Origin of the sequence: Mucilaginibacter sp. dw_454 (genome assembly GCF_018449775.1) — a bacterium.
GTDB lineage: Bacteria > Bacteroidota > Bacteroidia > Sphingobacteriales > Sphingobacteriaceae > Mucilaginibacter.
Window position 1 is genome coordinate 188,766 of the sequence record NZ_JAAVVB010000004.1, and the last position, 19,352, is coordinate 208,117.

The 19,352-nt window shown below is 44.6% G+C and carries 14 protein-coding genes; 9 read left to right on the forward strand and 5 right to left on the reverse strand.

The features are described 5' to 3' along the window. Positions 1-50 precede the first annotated feature (50 nt). The 9 genes from HB679_RS14215 (at position 51) to HB679_RS14255 (ending at position 13,523) form a co-directional block, all read left to right on the forward strand. A complete protein-coding gene (locus HB679_RS14215; RefSeq protein ID WP_214072666.1) occupies positions 51-1,151 on the forward strand; it encodes a DUF4856 domain-containing protein in 1,101 nt (366 codons plus the stop codon). 80 nt (positions 1,152-1,231) lie between these two features. After that, entirely contained in the window at positions 1,232-2,341 is a 1,110-nt protein-coding gene (locus HB679_RS14220; protein WP_214072667.1) for an imelysin family protein, read from the forward strand. Between the two features lie 3 nt (positions 2,342-2,344). Further along, positions 2,345-3,709 (forward strand): HTTM domain-containing protein, encoded by a 1,365-nt coding sequence (locus tag HB679_RS14225; protein WP_214072668.1) that lies wholly within the window; start codon positions 2,345-2,347, stop codon positions 3,707-3,709. A gap of 5 nt (positions 3,710-3,714) precedes the next feature. Continuing rightward, positions 3,715-6,144 carry a TonB-dependent receptor gene (locus HB679_RS14230; protein WP_214072669.1) on the forward strand — a complete coding sequence of 810 codons (2,430 nt, stop codon included), beginning with the start codon at positions 3,715-3,717 and terminating at the stop codon, positions 6,142-6,144. Positions 6,145-6,333: 189 nt separating this feature from the next. After that, the gene (locus HB679_RS14235) at positions 6,334-10,941 is read left to right on the forward strand and encodes a PKD-like domain-containing protein (protein ID WP_214072670.1); all 4,608 of its coding nucleotides are present in this window, start codon (positions 6,334-6,336) and stop codon (positions 10,939-10,941) included. 624 nt (positions 10,942-11,565) lie between these two features. Further along, positions 11,566-12,777, forward strand: coding sequence for an MFS transporter (locus HB679_RS14240; protein WP_214072671.1), 1,212 nt, complete (start codon positions 11,566-11,568; stop codon positions 12,775-12,777). 203 nt (positions 12,778-12,980) lie between these two features. Then, complete coding sequence (locus HB679_RS14245; protein ID WP_214072672.1) at positions 12,981-13,160, forward strand: hypothetical protein; 180 nt, start codon at positions 12,981-12,983, stop codon at positions 13,158-13,160. Between the two features lie 22 nt (positions 13,161-13,182). Continuing rightward, complete coding sequence (locus tag HB679_RS14250) at positions 13,183-13,338, forward strand: hypothetical protein (protein WP_214072673.1); 156 nt, start codon at positions 13,183-13,185, stop codon at positions 13,336-13,338. 32 nt (positions 13,339-13,370) lie between these two features. After that, positions 13,371-13,523 carry a hypothetical protein gene (locus HB679_RS14255; protein ID WP_214072674.1) on the forward strand — a complete coding sequence of 51 codons (153 nt, stop codon included), beginning with the start codon at positions 13,371-13,373 and terminating at the stop codon, positions 13,521-13,523. Between the two features lie 246 nt (positions 13,524-13,769). Here the strand turns inward: HB679_RS14255 and HB679_RS14260 are convergent, their stop codons facing one another. The 5 genes from HB679_RS14260 to acs all read right to left on the reverse strand — a co-directional run bounded on the left by HB679_RS14260 (position 13,770) and on the right by acs (position 19,162). Beyond that, a complete protein-coding gene (locus HB679_RS14260) occupies positions 13,770-14,339 on the reverse strand; it encodes a dihydrofolate reductase family protein (protein ID WP_214072675.1) in 570 nt (189 codons plus the stop codon). Between the two features lie 31 nt (positions 14,340-14,370). Beyond that, positions 14,371-14,808 (reverse strand): DUF1569 domain-containing protein, encoded by a 438-nt coding sequence (locus tag HB679_RS14265; RefSeq protein ID WP_214072676.1) that lies wholly within the window; start codon positions 14,806-14,808, stop codon positions 14,371-14,373. A 457-nt stretch (positions 14,809-15,265) separates the two neighbouring features. Continuing rightward, positions 15,266-16,375, reverse strand: a complete 1,110-nt coding sequence (gene lpxB / locus HB679_RS14270) for a lipid-A-disaccharide synthase (protein ID WP_214072677.1) — start codon at positions 16,373-16,375, stop codon at positions 15,266-15,268. 2 nt (positions 16,376-16,377) lie between these two features. Beyond that, positions 16,378-17,151, reverse strand: a complete 774-nt coding sequence (gene surE / locus HB679_RS14275) for a 5'/3'-nucleotidase SurE (protein ID WP_214072678.1) — start codon at positions 17,149-17,151, stop codon at positions 16,378-16,380. Between the two features lie 109 nt (positions 17,152-17,260). Then, a complete protein-coding gene (acs, locus tag HB679_RS14280) occupies positions 17,261-19,162 on the reverse strand; it encodes an acetate--CoA ligase (protein ID WP_214072679.1) in 1,902 nt (633 codons plus the stop codon). Positions 19,163-19,352: the final 190 nt, after the last annotated feature.

Genomic DNA, 19,352 nt, shown 5'->3' on the forward strand with positions numbered 1-19,352 from the left:
CCATGGGGCGGCCCTGTACTTTTGCGATGTAAATAAAATCTTAATACAACATGAAAAAATATCTATCAATTGCATGCATAGTAATTACGGCATCAATGTTAATGGCAAGCTGCTCAAAAAACAGTACGCCTTCGCCGATTGTTGATCCGCCAACCTATTCTGTACCTACCACCTATAACTTCAGTAATGCAAACTTTGCCGACGCAACTACCCGCCTGGGCATGTATACCGAAATTTCAAACCTGATGAAAAATGCCCTTACCGGCACTTTTGATGCTACTAAAGCAAAAGCCATGTTAACTAATACCGGCGCGCCATTTGCTACTGCAGCTTATAATACATCAAACATTCAGTTAGCAGATCAATTTTCTTCGGGTTTTAAAGCTGATGTTAATAATTTTATTGATAGCCTGGCTAAAGCAAGCAATGCTTACCCAACCGCCGCAAGCCGCGGTGTTGCAGGTGTAGGTGTAAGTAACGCAAATGCTGCTACCATATATGCCGAAACCAGCCTTGGCCTTAACTACGCACAAGTATTTAATAAAGGCCTGATGGGCGGTTTGGTTACTTACCAGATTGTTACCACCATGGATGCAATAGCTAATCAAACTATAGACAACAAAACCGTTGTAAACGGCGAAACTGCTATGGAACATGCCTGGGATATGGCTTTCGGTTACTGGGGCGTGCCTATAGATTTCCCTACCAACAAAACCGGCGCAAAACTTTGGGGCAGCTACAGCACCCAGGTTGATGCAGGTTATCATGCCAATCAAATCTTAATGGATGCTTTCCTTAAAGGTCGTGCAGCTATCAGCGCAAAAGACAATGCAACTTTCGTTGCGCAGGCTAAGATCATCATCACTACCATGGAAAGACTAACCGGTGCTGCAGCTTTACAAGAAGTTCAGGAAACTAAAGCAGCTATCAGCGACCCGGTAGTAAGAAACAGCCGTATGTCTGAAATGTATGGATTTGTTTATTCATTAAAATACAACCCGAAACGTGTAATCACTGACGCACAATACAATGCCTTGTTAGCCTTGTTCCCTGCTAAAACATTCTGGGACCTGACGCTTGACCAGGTGAATGCTATCCGCGATGCGGTAGCTAACCAATACGGATTTAACGACGTGAAGGACATATTATAAGTCGACGTCAAAACATATCATAAAAACGAGACCATCCGCACCTAAAACGTACGGATGGTTTTACTGTAAATAACAACACTATGAAAAAAATTGCATTCCTGGTTTTAATAGCCGCCTCAACATTTACGTTAATTCAATCCTGCTCAAAGTCGGGCAACAGTACGCCCGATAAAAATAACGGTTCGTCTTTTGATCGCGGGGCCATGCTGACCAACATCAGCACCAACATTATTTTACCCGGCTACACTGCTTACCAGGCCGACGCCGTTACCCTTGATGCAGCGGTAACAACTTTTAATACAACCCCGAATGCTATTAACTTAACAGCCGCTCAAAATGCGTTTATTGCAACGTATAAAGCGTGGCAATCAGTTTCGATGTACGAGTTTGGCCCGGCAGCAGCTATACAGTTGCAGGTTAACACCAACACCTTCCCCGCTTCTGTCGATGTTATTAATGCCAACATAACCTCGGGAACTTATAATCCGGCTTTATTATCTAACCTGCCTGCAAAAGGTTTACCGGCTTTAGATTATTTGCTTTTTGGCACAGGCGCCGACAATACCGCTATCCTGGCTCAATACACTACAGATAGCCAGGCCGCGCATCGTAAAACATACCTGGCTACTTTAACTACCGAGGTTAAAACCAATGCCACGACTGTGCTTAACCAATGGACTGCCTCATACAAAACCACCTTTGCAAGCAATACCGGTACTGATGCAGGCAGCTCTACCAGCCTGTTAGTAAATCAGTTGATCTATGATTACGAAAATCTTAAAAATTATGAAATAGGGGTACCAGCCGGCGTGCAAACCAGTGGTCAAGCCTTACCTGCTAAGGTTCAGGCTTATTATTCAAAAATATCATTAGCTTTAGCTAAATTGCACCTGCAAGCTGTACAAAACCTGTATATGGGTGCCAGCGGCCAGGGTTTAGATGATTATTTGGTGTTCGTTAAAGCACAATATAATGGCGGCAGCTTAAATGATGCTATTACGGCACAATTTGCTACCTCGCTTGCTAAACTTAACGGGCTAACGGACCCATTGTCGGCAAATATTATCAGCAATCAAGCTGCAGTAACCGCAACCTATACCGAGTTGCAGAAACTAACGGTATTGCTAAAAACCGATATGACCTCAAGCTTAGGCATTTTGATAACCTTCGGTGATAACGACGGCGACTAATTCATGTCCAACTCTGCCAGCGCATACTTTAACCGGTGGGTAAAAGCACCGGTGCATATTGCTCCCCTTGCTGTATTAAGAATAGCATTCGGGAGCATTATGCTTGTTAGCACTATCCGTTTTATTTTAAAAGGATGGATAGAATCCTTTTATATCAAACCAACTTTTCACTTTACATTTTACGGGTTCGATTGGGTAAAAGTACCACCGGGCGTTGGTATGTATCTGCTGTTCGGGCTGCTGGTTGCAACAGCCATTATGGTAACCATCGGCTTATGCTACCGCTTTGCCATTACCGCTTTCTTTTTGTGCTTTACCTATGTAGAGCTGCTTGACAAAACAACTTATCTGAACCATTACTACTTTATTAGTGTAATGGCCTTTTTAATGATCTGGGTACCTGCGCATCGTTATTTTTCTGTCGATGTTTTAATATCGCCCAACAAAACCATTTCGCGCGTACCGGCCTGGACCATCAATATTTTCAAGCTTCAATTGCTGATGGTTTATTTCTTTGCCGGCCTATCTAAATTAAATTACGACTGGATGATAGCAGCCATGCCCTTAAGAATCTGGCTGCCGGCCAGTAGCTCATTACCTATTATTGGCGGCTTACTGGCGCAAACCTGGGTGGCTTATGCTTTCAGTTGGTTTGGGGCGATGTTTGATATTTTTATTGGCTTTTTATTACTGAGTAAACGCTATCGTAAGTTAGGTTATGCTTTAGTGGTAGTTTTCCATTTGGCTACCGGGCTGTTATTTAAGATCGGCATGTTCCCATACATCATGATCTTTGTCACCATTATTTTCTTTTCAGAGAAGACGCATATCAAGCTCATTAACTTCCTGAAAATGCTTTTGCCAAAGGCCGGGCATTACGTTGCAGCTAAAGATTACCGCCTGCCTGCTTTTCAATCCCGATTTATTTATACGGTATTGGTGATCCATTTCATCATCCAAACCATCTTACCATTTAGGTTTTTGCTTTATCCCGGTAAGTTATATTGGACAGAAGAGGGCTATCGCTTTTCGTGGCGGGTAATGCTGATGGAAAAGGGAGGCACCATATTTTTTCACGTAAAAGATCCGGCTACGGGCCGAAGATCAGAGATCATCAACGCACAATATTTAAACAATTTCCAGGAAACGCAAATGTCTACCCAGCCGGATATGATTTTGCAGTTTGCTCATTTCCTGGCGGCCGAGTATGAAAAGAAAGGCATCAAAAACCCAATTGTCACCGCCGATAGTTATGTGACTTTAAACGGCAGCGGCAGTAAATTATACATAGACAGTACCGTAAATCTGGCTACCCAGCAAGAAGGTTTCGGTCATAAAAAATGGATCCGTCCATTTAACAGCAAATAAAAAACATGAAATACCTGCTTATATCTTTTTTCCTGATTTCAATCGCGTTACATACGTCGGCACAAACCTATTCCATTAGCGGTAGCGTAAAAAATGCCTCGGGCGAAGTCGTAGCCAATGCGAGCGTTACTTTGAAAGGCACAAACTATGGCGCTCATGCTGACACTACTGGCGATTTTAGCCTGCAAGCTTCTACAGGTAAATACAACCTGGTAATTAGCGCTGTAGGTTATAAATCGGCAAGTCATGAAATCAGGCTGGAGAAAAATATCAGTGTAAATATTGTGCTGGTTGCAGATATTCAGCAGTTGAAAAATGTGGACGTTAAAGCCGCAAAACAAAACAGTTTTGGCATTACCCGCATGAAAGCGGTTGAGGGTACCACTATTAACGCCGGCAAAAAAAGCGAGGTGATTATTTTGGACGATATCACGGCCAATAAAGCCACCAATAATACCCGCCAGATCTACTCGAAAGTAGCCGGACTAAACATCTGGGAAAGCGACGGCGGTGCCGGTATACAATTGGGTATAGGCGGGCGTGGATTGAATCCTAACCGGGTAACCAATTTTAACACCCGCCAAAACGGTTATGACATTAGTGCCGACGCATTGGGTTATCCGGAAAGCTATTACACCCCTCCTGCTGAAATGACCGACCGTATAGAAATTTTACGTGGCGCATCGTCTTTACAATATGGCACCCAATTTGGCGGCATCATCAACTTCAAACTAAAAGAAGGCACTACCGATAAACCTTTCGAGCTAACCGCTAACGAAACTGCAGGCTCATGGAACTTCTTTAACACCGCTACCAGCATTGGCGGCACCAGCGGCAAATTGCAGTATTATGGCTATTACCAGCACAAGCAAGGTGATGGCTGGCGACCAAATGGCCATTTTAACGATAACACAGCCTATACTTCATTAACTTATAAAGTGAGCGATAAATTTTCTGTTACGCTGCAATACACTTACATGGGTTATTTGGCACAGCAATCGGGCGGCTTAACTGATGATGAATTTTATACAGACCCTGGTCAGTCTACCCGTGCGCGCAACTGGTTTAAAGTAAACTGGAACCTGGGCGCAGCCATAGTTGATTATAAGATAAGCGACAACCTGAAGTTTAATTCGCGCTTTTTTGGTTTATATGCAGGGCGCGACGCAGTAGGCAAAATAGATTATGCTAACCGGTCTGACAATGGTACTGATCCACGTAATTTATATATGGATACTTATCATAACTATGGCAACGAAAGCCGTTTGCTATACAACTACAAACTGGGTAATGAGCAGCAAAATTTATTGGTGGGGATGAGGTTTTACAGCGGCCATACCGACCGCCAGCAAGGCTATGGCGACAACGGCAGTGCCGCGACGTTTAATTATAACCCGACGTTTAATTATCAAAACAATTATTACTCGCACTACCTGTTCCCTAACTACAACCTGGCTTTCTTTGCCGAGAACATTTTCCGTTTGACGCCAAAGCTGAGTATCATTCCCGGGGTGAGATTTGAGGACATTGTAACCAAAGCCAACGGATCATACACCCAGGCTAATACAGATTTGGCGCATAATGTCATCGGATTAGTGGATAGTACCGATCATCGCAACAGTACCCGCCACTTTGTTATAGGCGGATTAGGTTTGGGTTATTACCAAAGCCAGGCGCTGCAGTTTTACGCCAACATTTCACAAAATTACCGGGCCATCAATTTTAATGACCTTAACTCAAGTATAAAAGGCTTACGGGTAGATCCTAATCTTAAAGACGAAACCGGTTATTCGGCAGATGCGGGTATCAGAGGAAATATTGATGGTGTGCTGGATTACGACTTAAGTGTATTTATGATCCATTACAATAACCGCATAGGCAGTGTAGAAAAAGCCGATTCGAGCTTTAACGATTTCAGATACCGCACCAACATTGGCGCTTCAAGAAACTTAGGCATCGAATCGTTTGCAGAGTTGGAGCTATTACATTTTATAACCGGCGCGGTGTCTGATACCAAATTGTCGCTATTCAGCAACCTGGCTTTTATTGATGCAAAATATACCGGCAATATCCAGGAAACTGCTTTCGCAGGCAAAAAAGTGGAGTTTGCACCCGATGTGGTTTTAAAAACCGGCTTAACGTATCGCCAGCCTAAATTTTCCATCAGCTACCAACTGTCTTACACGAGCCAGCAATTTACTGATGCCACTAACGCCCCGGCTTCAGCAGATGCTATTATAGGAGAGATCCCGGCTTATACGGTAATGGATCTCTCTGCCAGTTATCGAATTAATAAAACTTTTTCGGTATCAGGCTCATGCAACAACCTGGCAAATGCAAGCTATTTTACCCGCCGCGCAGAAAGTTACCCTGGCCCGGGCATTATACCTGCCGATGCCAGGGGCTACTACTTAACTTTGCAAGTAAAATTATAATTAAAACTATCAACTTACGTTTGTAAGCCGGTGGCAAATAATTTACTTTTTAGCAGTATCTTTATGCGCTTTTATAATATAAATGATTATCAGTTAGCAAATTAAGGCATTATTAACTGTATTAATTAATACGCAACGGGCCGGTATTCGCTTTGCAGATAATCCTCCTATGGTTAAGCTGTTGGCATAATGAAATTTAAAATACTGGTTCTCTTATTTCTGGCGATTACTATCCGGCTATATGGCCAAACTGCACCTGCCCCAACGGCGTCTAACACCAGTACCTGTTATGGTACCGGTGCTGCGCTGCATGCCTCGGGGCCGGCGGGCGCCATTTTTAATTGGTACACTACACCAACCGGCGGCACGTCTATCATATCGAGTCCTGACTATACAACACCGCCGCTAACGGCAAACACAACTTATTATGTAGAGCTTACCGCGACAGATGGCTCCGTAAGTAGTCGTACAGCGGTAAATATTACCATAAACCCTTTACCGGCTACACCAACAGTTGCCGATGTAACTATCTGCTCGGGCAACGTAGCTACATTAACAGCCACGGCGCCTGGCGGTTCATACAATTGGTACGCTACGCCAACCAGTACAGCAGTTTTAAGTAGCACCAACACCTATGTTACCCCTGTGCTGAACGTTAATACCGATTTTTATGTCGAATCTGTTAGCGGAACCTGCACCAGTGCGCGCACTGTGGTACACGTAATTGTAAACCCAACCCCCACAGCGCCAACAGTGTCAGATCAAACTATTTGTTCAGGCTCTGTCGCGATGCTAACGGCATTGGGCCCGGGTGGCACTTATTCCTGGTATGCAGGCGCAACAGCGGTTACCCCACTCTTTACCGGCGACACCTACACCACGCCGGCCCTTACGGCCAGTCAAACCTATTACGTAGAAACCACAGTAGGCAATTGCACCAGCCCGCGAATAGCGGTTAAAGTAATTGTAAATCCTATCCCTGCCGCACCGACAGCAACAGGCATCCCGGTATGCTCAGGCTCATCAACATCGCTTACGGCAACGGGTACCGGCAGTTCATTTGAGTGGTATAAGGCAGCTACGGGCGGCATAGCAGTGGCTACAACAGCTACCTTTAATACGCCCGCATTAACAACAACTACCACCTATTATGTGCAAACCATCGCTAACGGCTGTATAAGCCCGCGTACACCGGTAATTGTAACGGTTAATCCATTGCCTGCCGCGCCGACAGTTTCAGGCACTACACCAATTTGCGCAGGCACAACAGCAACCTTGACTGCCAGCGGCACCGGCACTATCAATTGGTACAGCGCGGCAAGCGGCGGTACCCCGTTAGCTTCAAACACATCTACCTTTACCACACCAGCCTTAGGCTCCACTAAAACCTACTATGTAGGAAGCGATAACGGAACCTGCGCAAGTACGCTTACGCCTGTAACCGTTAATGTTATTCCAGGCGGTAATCAATTTAGTTATTCGTCGGGTACGTATTGTAAATCGGGCACCAATCCGGTTCCTACGATCACTATGCCGGGCGGTACATTTAGTGCTGCTCCGGCGGGTTTAGTTATCAATGCCGGCACCGGCGAAATCGATCTTACAGCCAGCACCGTTAGGCATTATACCATCACTTACACCAACGGTTGTGCCATATCCACCCAAAGAATTGCAATTGTAGTTACCCCCGATGCCGGGTTTAGCTATAGCGCGCCAGATTTTTGTCAAAACGGAGCCAACCCCGCGCCTGTTTTTACAGCAACCGGCAGTGCAGGTATATTTAGCTCGTCGGCCGGGTTGGTTTTTGTTAACGCGCAGAGCGGCGTTATCGATATAAAAAATAGCACACCAGGCCCTTATCTGGTAACCAATACTATTAATAGCGGTGGTTGTGCACCGGTTTCTGTATCAACCAATATAACTATTGATGAAGGTGTTATAGTTAGTGCAGGCTCCAATCAAACCGTCGCCATAGGCACACCGGCTCAATTAGCCGGTACCATAACCGGGGCGGTAAGTACCGGCACCTGGTCTGGCGGCACGGGCAATTTTTCAAGCTATACAGATTTAAACGCAACTTATACCGGCGGTCCCGGCGAAACTACCGCTGTGTTAACCCTAACGTCAGACAATCCAGGTACCGCATGCGGATCGCAGTTTAAAACTGTCACTATAACATTCGCGCCCAAACCGGCAGCACCAATTGTCGCTCCCGTATTACCTATCTGCTCAGGCAGTTCAACCGTTTTATCGGTGAACCCGCCTTATGCCGGTAACTATAAATGGTATAATGCGGCGGTCGGCGGTACGCCGTTAGGTAGCAATACTACGCTTAATGTGAGGGCCTTAACAGCCACGACCATTTATTACGTGCAAACCACGGTTGGCGGCGTTGCCAGCGACCGTACAGCGGTGACAGTGACAGTTAACCCAATCCCCGCTGCACCGACCGTTGCCCCGGTGGCTCCTATTTGTTACGGCACACAAGCTACGGTAACGGCCACCGGGCCGGGTGGCACTTATGATTGGTATGATAAGCCTACGGGCGGAAACTTATTATTTACCGGCGATACTTATACCAGCCCTTTACCTCTCACCGCAAATACCTCGTACTATGTGCAAACAACATCTGCAACTTGTACCAGCACTACACGCACCCAGGTAGACGTAGTAGTAAACCCTTTGCCAAGTGTAACCAGCGCCACTACAGGCACTGTGTGTAGCGGCAATGCGCTTAACTACTTACCTACTGCAAATATTACCGGCACTACATTTACTTTCAGCCGGGCCGCGGTAACCGGTATCAGCAACGCTGCGGTGGCTAATCAGCCGGTTACCACTTTATCAGAAACTTTGATCAATACCACCGCATCAAGCGTTAATGTCACCTACGTTATCACACCAAACTCAAATGGCTGCGACGGCGTTCCGTTTAATTATGTGGTAACGGTTTACCCAACGCCGGTTGTTACCAGCGCAAACAGCGGTGTTGTTTGTAGCGGCACCAGCCCTAATTACACTATACAATTTAACACGGCAGGTACATCTGCCAGCTGGAGCAGGGCAGTGCAGCCCGGCATTAGTAATGCCGGCATCGCCTCACAAGCCAGCAATACCATATATGAAGCTTTAATTAACACTACCAACGTACCTGTTGATGTGAACTATATTTTTAACTATAGCGCTAACGGTTGCAGCGGTTCAACGTTTATATATACACTTACCGTTAATCCTTCCGTTGTAATATCCAGCCCGGCAACGGGTACCATTTGTAGCGGTGTTCCGCAAAGTTATGTCATCACATCGCAGTTATCTACAGCTACTTATAGCTGGAGCCGGCCTGCGGTGGCGGGCAATGCCGCGGTTACCAACAACACATCCGGCATAATAAACGAGGCGTTGGTCAATACCACCGCTGCGGCTATATCGGTACCCTATACTATAACGGTCACTAACGGATGTATGATTGGTACATTTACTTATACGGTTACCGTTAACCCGCAACCGCCTACCCCTATTGTTAGCAGTAATTCGCCGGTTTGTACGGGCAGTACTATTAAGCTGACCACGCCTACCGTGTTCCCGGGCGCTACGTATGTGTGGGCGGGGCCAAATGGCTTTACATCTAACCAGCAAAACCCGGTTATTACCAATGTTACCGCGGCAAATCAGGGGGTTTATACCTTATCTATACTGGCAAATTCCTGCACAAGCAATGCTACCCCAACAACAGTTTTGGTTGATGCACTTCCGGTAGCCAATGCAGGGCCGGATACTGTGTCTTGCCCGGGTGTGCCGGCCGTGCAACTTGCCGGAAACGTTAGCGGTGGCACCACTACCGGCGTTTGGACCACATCTGGCACCGGCACATTTTCGCCATCGGCTACAACTTTGCCCGGACAGTATCTGCCCTCGGCGCAAGATTTTGCAACAGGTTCTGTTAAACTTACCCTGGCATCAACCAGCAATGATGATTGTACTATATCTACCGATGATATGACCATCACATTTAAGCAATCGCCTGCGGCAGATGCGGGGCCGGATCAGACCATATGCTCACAAAACCCTGTTATCACTTTTAACGCCAAAATGCTGGCGCCTTACAATGGCACCTGGACAAGTAGCGGCACAGGTACGTTTAATCCCCCATCGGCTATACAAACAGGTACTACCAGCCCAACCTATATTTTAAGCGCTGCCGATCAAAAATTATCATCCATTAAATTTACGCTAACCAGTAATACCGCCGACCCATGTTATATGCCGGCTGATGACATGACCGTCACCCTTGCCCCGCCGCCAACCGTTGATGCCGGGCCTGATAAATTTGTATTAAAAGGTAATACCACCACGCTTACACCCACGGTGAGCAATCCGGCGGTAACCTATCAATGGTCGCCAAATGTTGATATTAATGATGTAAACGTTAAAAATCCAGTTATTACCGGCAATGTAGACCGGGTTTACAAATTGACAATTACCGATGCGTTGGGTTGTATAGCGACAGATTCGGTAAAGATTAAAATAGCGCCGAAGATTGTTATAACTAACACTTTCACCCCCAATAATGATGGCGTAAATGATTATTGGGTTATTCCGGGCCTTACTGCTTATGCCAATGCTACCGTAGATGTATTTGACCGTAACGGCCAAAAGGTATTTCACAGCGTAGGTTACGGCACCCCGTGGGATGGCACATTTAATGGCAAACCCCTGCCATTTGGCACCTATTATTACATAGTAGATACCAAAATATTAAAACCTCCATTTTCGGGCTTTGTAGTTATTATTAAATAACCAGCGCATTTACAAATCATTTTCCAGGGAGTTAATTACAAAAAGGTATAAAACAAGTAAGGTCCCTGATGGGCAGGGACCTTTACTAAACCAATTATAAACCTAAATTATGAGAAGACTTTTTTATGTTGCTCTCAGGATGTTATCCCGTTTGCATGGTGTAAAGGTAACACTAACATTTTAACTGTGCAAATTTATTTTTGTAATTTTTTTGTAAAATCGAGATTGACACCTATCACATTCCTAATTTATCCATCTAAACGTTAACATTGTTACAATAATAACTCAAAATTAACCTTTTAGACACATTACAAAACAAATTTTGCCTGAAAAATATTTTTTCAGGCTTTTTATTTGATAAAATTTAAGTCTTTTTTGAAAAAACACTTAAAAAATTACACCATTTATATCTTTTTTGATTTTTAACGTGATTTCTTAACCAATTTGATTAAAAAACAACCCCCACTAATAAGAAAAAATATTTTCGTAATGCTTTTTTTATAGATCATTACATCAAATGCTTATTTTTCTAAAAAGCTTTTTTTAACGCGGCGCTAAATTATTACTTAAAGCCTACATCCATATTAAATTGCTTTTACATTTTTGTAAACTTATATTAACATAATGACACCTACTGCCGCGTCTGCACAAAAACCGCATTTAACTACAACTACTTTATGGGTAATGACCATTGCTACGGGGCTGGTGGTTGCCAATCTATATTATAACCAGCCATTATTAGTAGAGATTGAGCGTACATTTAAAGTAAGCGCCGCAAAAGCAGGGCAGGTTTCGGTATTTACGCAGATTGGTTATGCGGTAGGTATGTTCTTTATCATCCCCCTGGCAGATATGTTTAAACGCAAACGGCTAATGCTGATTGATTTTGCGTTTGTGGTAACCGCTTTATTATTAGCCGCTATTGCGCCCAACATCACCACATTAATTATAGCCAGCTTACTCATAGGCGCGTCGTCCATGATACCGCAGTTATTAATACCCATGGCAGCGCACCTGGCACATCCCACAGAAAGAGGAAAAAAAATAGGCGTGGTAATGAGCGGCCTGCTCATTGGTATATTATTATCAAGAACATTTGCCGGCATTATAGGCGCGCATTTTGGCTGGCGAGCCATGTTTTATATAGCAGCCGGCTTAATGTTATTAATGTGGGCGCTCATTTATTTTTTATTGCCCGAGGTTGAACCCGACTATAAAGGCACCTACAAAAACCTGATGCTATCGCTGGTACATCTAATTCGCGATGAGCCTAAATTGCGTTTGGCGGCCGTGCGCGGCGCATTGTGCTTCGCCTGTTTCAGCGCATTTTGGAGTACATTGACCTTTTTACTGGAGCAAAATTTCCAAATGGGTAGTGATGTGGCCGGGTTATTTGGCTTAGTGGGTGCCTTTGGTGCCCTGGCTGTTGGCGCCATGGGCCGATTGAGCGATAAAATGGATCCTTATCACTTATCCACCTTTACTTTAGTCCTTGTTATTATATCATTCATTGTATTTCAATTTTCGGCGCATAGTATGGTTGGCTTAATCATCGGTGTTGTTGTAATGGACATGGGCGTACAAGCCACCCATATATCTAACCAGGCTATTATATTCTCTATAAATGCCGGGGCACGCAACCGTATTAATACAATATATATGGTAACCTATTTTGTGGGCGGCGCGCTGGGTACTTTTATAGCCACCCAGCTTTGGCACCTGTATCAATGGAACGGCGTATGTATACTAGGTATCGTTGTATCAACCATTGCCACTGTTTTGCACCTGGCTAATCGCAAAAAGATACAGAATAAGCCTACAGTTGTACAGTCTTAAGTACTTTGTAAAATTTCAATATTCTGTTTTTCCAGACACTTTTATCTTCTCACCTTTTTTGTTACAATTTAACAAGGAGCTAATTTTCAACATTTTACACAGCATTGTAAAATATTTCTGAAGTACAGATGACTTTTTTTGGCTGATTTGAAATTCTTGGCACTTAATTGGAATAGTATTGAGCAACCATCAACTATTACATCATGATTGTTGAAGATAAAAAACCCCGAGAGGGTAAAGAAAAGGAATGGGAAGATCCAACGGACCCGAACAAACCGACTGACGAGCGAGACAAGGAACAATTGTTAAGACAATACAAAGAAGCCAAACGCCGCCACGACAACCTGAATGAGGATGATGACCAAAAAGACAAAACGAAATAACAAGATATTTAAAACATACATTATGAAAACTATTAATCAGAAGCCAGCAGTAAGTAAGTTAGTTGCTCAGTTTGACAACCAGCTAAGAGAGATCATAATGAATGATCTGAAAATGTTAAAAGGTGCTAAAAATCAATTTTTAAGAGCTATTAAAAACGAGCAATTATCTGTTGCTTAATTAAAAATATCACCCCCTAAAGACATCTACCTATGAAAACTTCACAAAAACCAGCAACCAGCAAATTATTGATCCGTTTTGATAACGAGTTAAAAGCACTGTTAATGCAAGACCTTAAAGCTTTCAGAAATAAAGGTCAGTTCACCAGCAACAACCAGTCGGCCCCACAACAACAAGCCGCCTGATCAACATATACATCTACCTATAAAAATCTATTACCTATGAAAACGATAGAGCCCCGCAATTTGCGAGGCTCTATTTTTTTGTGGTGGATTTTGAGTGAGATAATTTGTCATTGCGAGGAGGAACGACGAAGCAATCGCACGCTGCAAAGTCCGCGATTGCCGCGCTACGCTCGCAATGACAAATCAGGTTTTACGTTCGTACAGGCGATAATTTAGGTGGAGACACAAACTATTGCGTATCTACGTTTATTCCACTACGTAACTCAACGCCGTTACACCACAACTAAATTGTTTTGGAGCAATAACCGGTTGCAGTTTTACTTTGTCTTTGATGCCTGTAAACAACGGGATGCCCTGCCCAAGAATAACCGGGTTAACAAACAGCCAGTAACCGTCAATCAAATTTTGTTGAATAAGTGCGTGTGTAGCTGTCGGGCTGCCAAAAAGCAGAATTTCGCTGCCTTGCTGTTGTCTGAGTTTATTTATGCTATCAACAAGATCGTCGCTAATAATTGTTGTGTTAGGCAAACTCTGGCCTTTTAGTGTTTTTGACAACACCACTTTGTGAGCCTTTTTATACCAGGCCGAATGCTCAATGTCGTGCTTGCTCGCGTCCGGCCCATCGCCTGCAGTGGGCCAATAACCTTCCATCATGTCGTAAGTTACACGGCCGTATAGTGCGGTGTCCGATTCGCCTATTCGCTTACCTACGTAGTCAAAAATTTCTTCATCAACTTTAATCCAGTTCATTTCGCCGTTCGGTCCTGCCACAAAACCGTCAAGCGATACGTGCATAAATGAAATTATTTTTCTCATATAATTCTGTTTTTATGTGCTTTAAAATGTTTTAAACACCAAATTGGTGTAAGTGATGATCAGCATGTTTGTAAGCCATGCGACTTGCCTCTTCGGCAGTAAGTTTACCAAAAAATGGATGCAAAAAGCCTTTAGGGTAATCTATATGGGCTTTAATCAAGTCGATTAATTTACTTTTTTCGGGGCCGATATCTCCATCGCCACTCATTTTGAAACTCGGAACTGTAGGCATACTTTGTTTCAAGGGGCCTTCTTTCAACATATCTTTTAATGCAAATTTTCCAATCAGGCGACCAAGAAACGCTTGTTTGTACAGCGTTTTGTTCATGGCCATTTCTTCCCACATGGTTAAATGCTTTAGCATTTGGTAAACATTCATTTTACCCCATTGCGGCTTAGTGTCTTGCTGTAATAGGTTTATGCGGTTAATTAACTGGTCTGCAATAAGTTTATCGGTAATTAGTTCCATGGCTTCAAAAATTTGAAATCAAAAATAAAATGTTCTATTAACTTAATCAGGGTATTTCAAGACAATTTAAACGGGCAAATGCGACAATAAAAGTTATCCTATTGCTTCCGCTACGATGACGAGGAAAAACCAAGACATCATCTCGAACGAGGTATGGGTGTGGCGATATCTGAAATCAATCCTACTACGTCATCGTGAGCGAGGTACGAGCGTGACGATCTCCCGAGCGCTTCGCCTGTCCTTTGTACAGAGATCCTCACGCTACGCTCAGGATGACGTGGCGGAGAGGGCAAAAAACTCCCCCCCGGGTGAAACAAAAAATGACTTAAAAGTATGGATTTGTGTTTTATTTTGTTTCACTAAATTCTCATAACTATCTAATTATAAGATAATTAATCAAAAATAGTGTTTCACTTGTTTCAACTGTTGCATACGCACGTGAAACAAAACAGGGGAGTTATTGCGTACTGTACTTCCTGATCAGCGCAGCGGTTTTGGCAGATGCGCCGGGTTGGCCCATCTTTTCGTCTAACGTGTCGTAATTAGCCAGCATGGTTTGGCGGTAGGCGGCATCGTTCAAGATCAGGTCCATTTCAGCACCGATTGCAGTAGGGTTGCAGTCTTGCTGGATGAGTTCTTTAACAATCCCCTCATTAACAATAAGGTTAACCAGCGATATGAACTTGATTTTAACCACTACACGGGCTATACCTATAGACACCGGGTTACCTTTATAAACCACCACCTGTGGCACGTTAAACAAGGCCGTCTCTAAAGTAGCCGTGCCCGATGCTACGATAGCTGCATAGGCATTATTGAGGATGTCGTAAGTTGAATTAAACAGCACGGGAATGTCGCGTTCTTTCAGGTATTGGTGATAGTAATCGGCGTTAAAGGACGGTGCACCGGCAATGACGAACTGATAACCGGGGAACTGATCGGCGACGGCCAGCATATCAGGCAACAAGTAGTTGATCTCTTGTCGGCGGCTGCCGGGCAATAGGGCGATGATGCGCTTACTACCTAAATTGTGCCTTTGCAGGAAGTCGGCGTCTGGTTTGAAGGCAGCAACGGCATCCAGCAGTGGGTTACCTACATAGTCTACTTCCATGCCCCAGTCCTTATAAAAGTCGACCTCAAATGGCAGGATGCAGAACAGGTGATCGACCACCTTCTTGATCTTGAGCACCCGCTTCTGGTTCCAGGCCCAAACCTTGGGCGATATATAGTAGTATACCGGCAGTCCCTGCTGTTTGGCAAAGGCCGCTATCTTTAGGTTGAAGCCCGGGAAGTCGATCAGTATCAGGATATCTGGGTGATAGGCAGCTATGTCCTGCTTGCAGAAGGCCAGGTTCTTTAATATGCTACGCAGGTTAGCCACAACCTCCAGGAAACCCATAAAGGCCATATCGGCATAGTGCTTTACCAGGGTGCCACCTTCGGCCTGCATGAGGTCGCCGCCAAAGAAGCGGAACTCGGCCTGAGGGTCAAGCTTCTTGAGTTCCTTCATCAAATTAGCTCCGTGCAGATCGCCCGAAGCCTCGCCGGCTACCAGGTAGTATCTCATAGTTAAACGTTAAACTTCCAGCTATTCAAAACCGGTATGGCATAATGCGCCGTCATATCAAATTGAATAGGCACTACCGATACATAGTTGTTATCCAGCGCCCATGAATCAGTGTCCTCGCCATGGTCATTCAGTTGAAACACGCCGCTTAACCAGTAGTAGGGACGTTTGTATGGGTCCATGCGTTCGTCAAAGTCCTCGGCCCATTTGGCGTTAGCCTGCCGGCAGATCTTGACACCTTTTAAATGCGCACCAGCCGGGAAGTTGACGTTGAGCAAGGTGGCGGGAGGTAAACCGTTCGCCAATACCTGCTGCGCTATCTCCTTAACATATTTGATGCAATGGCTAAAGTCGGCCTGCATGGTGTAATCATCCAATGAGAACCCGATAGACGGAATGCTCTCAATAGCACCCTCAACCGCTGCCGACATGGTGCCTGAGTATAGCACATTGATACCATTATTCAAGCCATGGTTAATGCCTGACACACACAGATCAGGCTTCTTGCCTTTAAAGATCTTGGTAACCGCCAGCTTCACACAATCTACCGGGGTGCCCGAGCAGCTGTACATCTCTATACCTTCGTAAATGTCGACCTTATCCAACCTTAAGGGTTTACCAATAGTAATGGCATGCCCCATTCCAGATTGCGGACTATCCGGTGCTACCACCACCACACGACCCAGTTCTTTCATGGCATGCATGAGCACTTTGATACCGGGGGCAGTTATACCGTCGTCGTTTACTACTAATATGTTGGGTTTGGCGTTTGTCATGATGGTTCAAAATTAAGAAAACGCTGTCAGCATTTAAGCTTATATCATAAAAAAGCCCCTAAAAGGGGCTTGGAATCTTAATTCTTGACTCTTGGTTCTCGACTCTATCTTAAAGAGCACCCTCTTTAATCTCGTCAACAACACCCGGGTCAAGCAATGTCGAAGTATCGCCTAAGTTAGAGGTATCACCTTCAGCTATCTTCCGTAGTATGCGTCGCATGATCTTGCCTGAACGGGTTTTAGGCAAGCCTGTCACAAACTGGATCTTATCGGGTTTAGCTATTGCACCTATAATGCGCGATACGGTCATCATGATATCCTTACGGGTAAGCTCTTCATCATCGTTTTTAGTAGGCGACACCACAAAGGCGTAAACTCCCTGCCCCTTTATATCGTGTGGATAGCCTACCACAGCCGATTCAACCACGGTACTATGCATATTGATGGCATTCTCCACTTCAGCAGTACCAATACGGTGGCCAGATACGTTCAATACATCGTCCACGCGGCCGGTAATTCGATAGTAGCCATCCTCGTCGCGTAAGCAACCATCGCCGGTAAAGTACATATCCGGATAGGTTGCAAAGTAGGTTTGGCGGCAACGCTCATGGTCGCCATAAGTGGTGCGCAGCATACCCGGCCACGGAAACTTGATACACAAGTTACCGCTTACGCCGTTACCTTCAATTTCTTTTCCAGCCTCGTCAAAAAGCGCGGGCTGTACACCCGGCAGTGGCAAACTGGCATAGCCGGGCTTAAGCGGTGTAATGCCGGCTATAGGAGTAATCATGTGGCCGCCATTTTCGGTTTGCCACCAGGTATCAACTATCGGGCAATGGCCATGTCCAATCTTTTCATCAAACCAGTGCCAGGCTTCTTCGTTAATCGGTTCGCCTACTGATCCTAGCTTGGTCAATGAACTCAGGTCCTTACCTTTCAGGAAGTCGTCGCCATAACTCATTAATGAGCGTATAGCCGTTGGCGCTGTATATAAAATGTTAACTTTAAACTTATCTACAATATCCCAGAAACGACCTGCATCCGGATAGGTTGGTACGCCCTCGAACATCAATGACGTAGCGCCTTGCGACAGCGGGCCGTATACAATGTAAGAGTGCCCGGTTATCCAGCCGATATCTGCAGTGCAGAAGTAAACCTCTTCAGGTTGATATTGAAACGTGGTGTCAAATGTAAATCCCGCATAAACCATATAGCCACCGCAGGTATGTACCACCCCCTTAGGTTTGCCGGTGGAGCCAGATGTATAAAGGATAAACAGCATATCCTCGGCATCCATTTCTTCTATCGGGCATTCTTTGGTTCCCTGGGTTTCTACTTTCTTAACTTCGTCTTCCCACCAAACATCGCGGCCCTTTATCATCGCCACAGGTGTGCGGGTACGGGTTAACACAATGACCCTTTGTACCGATGGGCAGCGTACCAGCGCATCATCTATAATTGATTTGAGTGGGGTTTCTTTAGTACCCCGAAAACCACCATCGGCAGTGATTACGATATTGCATTCGGCGTCTTGAATCCGATCGGCTATGGATTGTGCCGAGAATCCCCCAAAAACTACTGAATGTATAGCCCCTATCCTGGCGCAGGCCAGCAAAGCAATAGCCAGCTCAGGCACCATGGGCATATAGATACAGATGCGATCGCCTTTTTTGGCACCGTTATTTTTAAGTACATTGGCAAACTGGCAAACTTTATCGTGCAGCTGCCGATAAGTCAATATGCGATGATCTTCTTTTGGATCATTCGGTTCCCAGATAATGGCAGGCTTATCGCCAATGGTATCTAAGTGCCGGTCAAGGCAGTTTTCAGCAATGTTCAACTTTCCACCTTGAAACCATTTGATGTTGGGCTCTTTAAAGTTCCATTCCAAAACCGTATCCCATTTCTTCCGCCATTTAAATGTATTGGCAATACCGGCCCAAAACTCTTCGGGCTGGTCGACACTATGTTTATAGACTTCTTTATAATGGTCGAACGAGGTGATTTTCATAACTGGGTAAATTGGTGAGCGAAAATTAAGTATTTCTATATAAAAACGGCATTTTATCTTTAAAAGTTTAGTTTTTTCAACATATTAAACGGCGCTGCAACTTGAGTATTAGGCCTTAAACGGAACCATCAAGATATTTTTTAAAATATTTTGAAAACAGTATTGTCTATTCCACTTAAAATCCTGATAT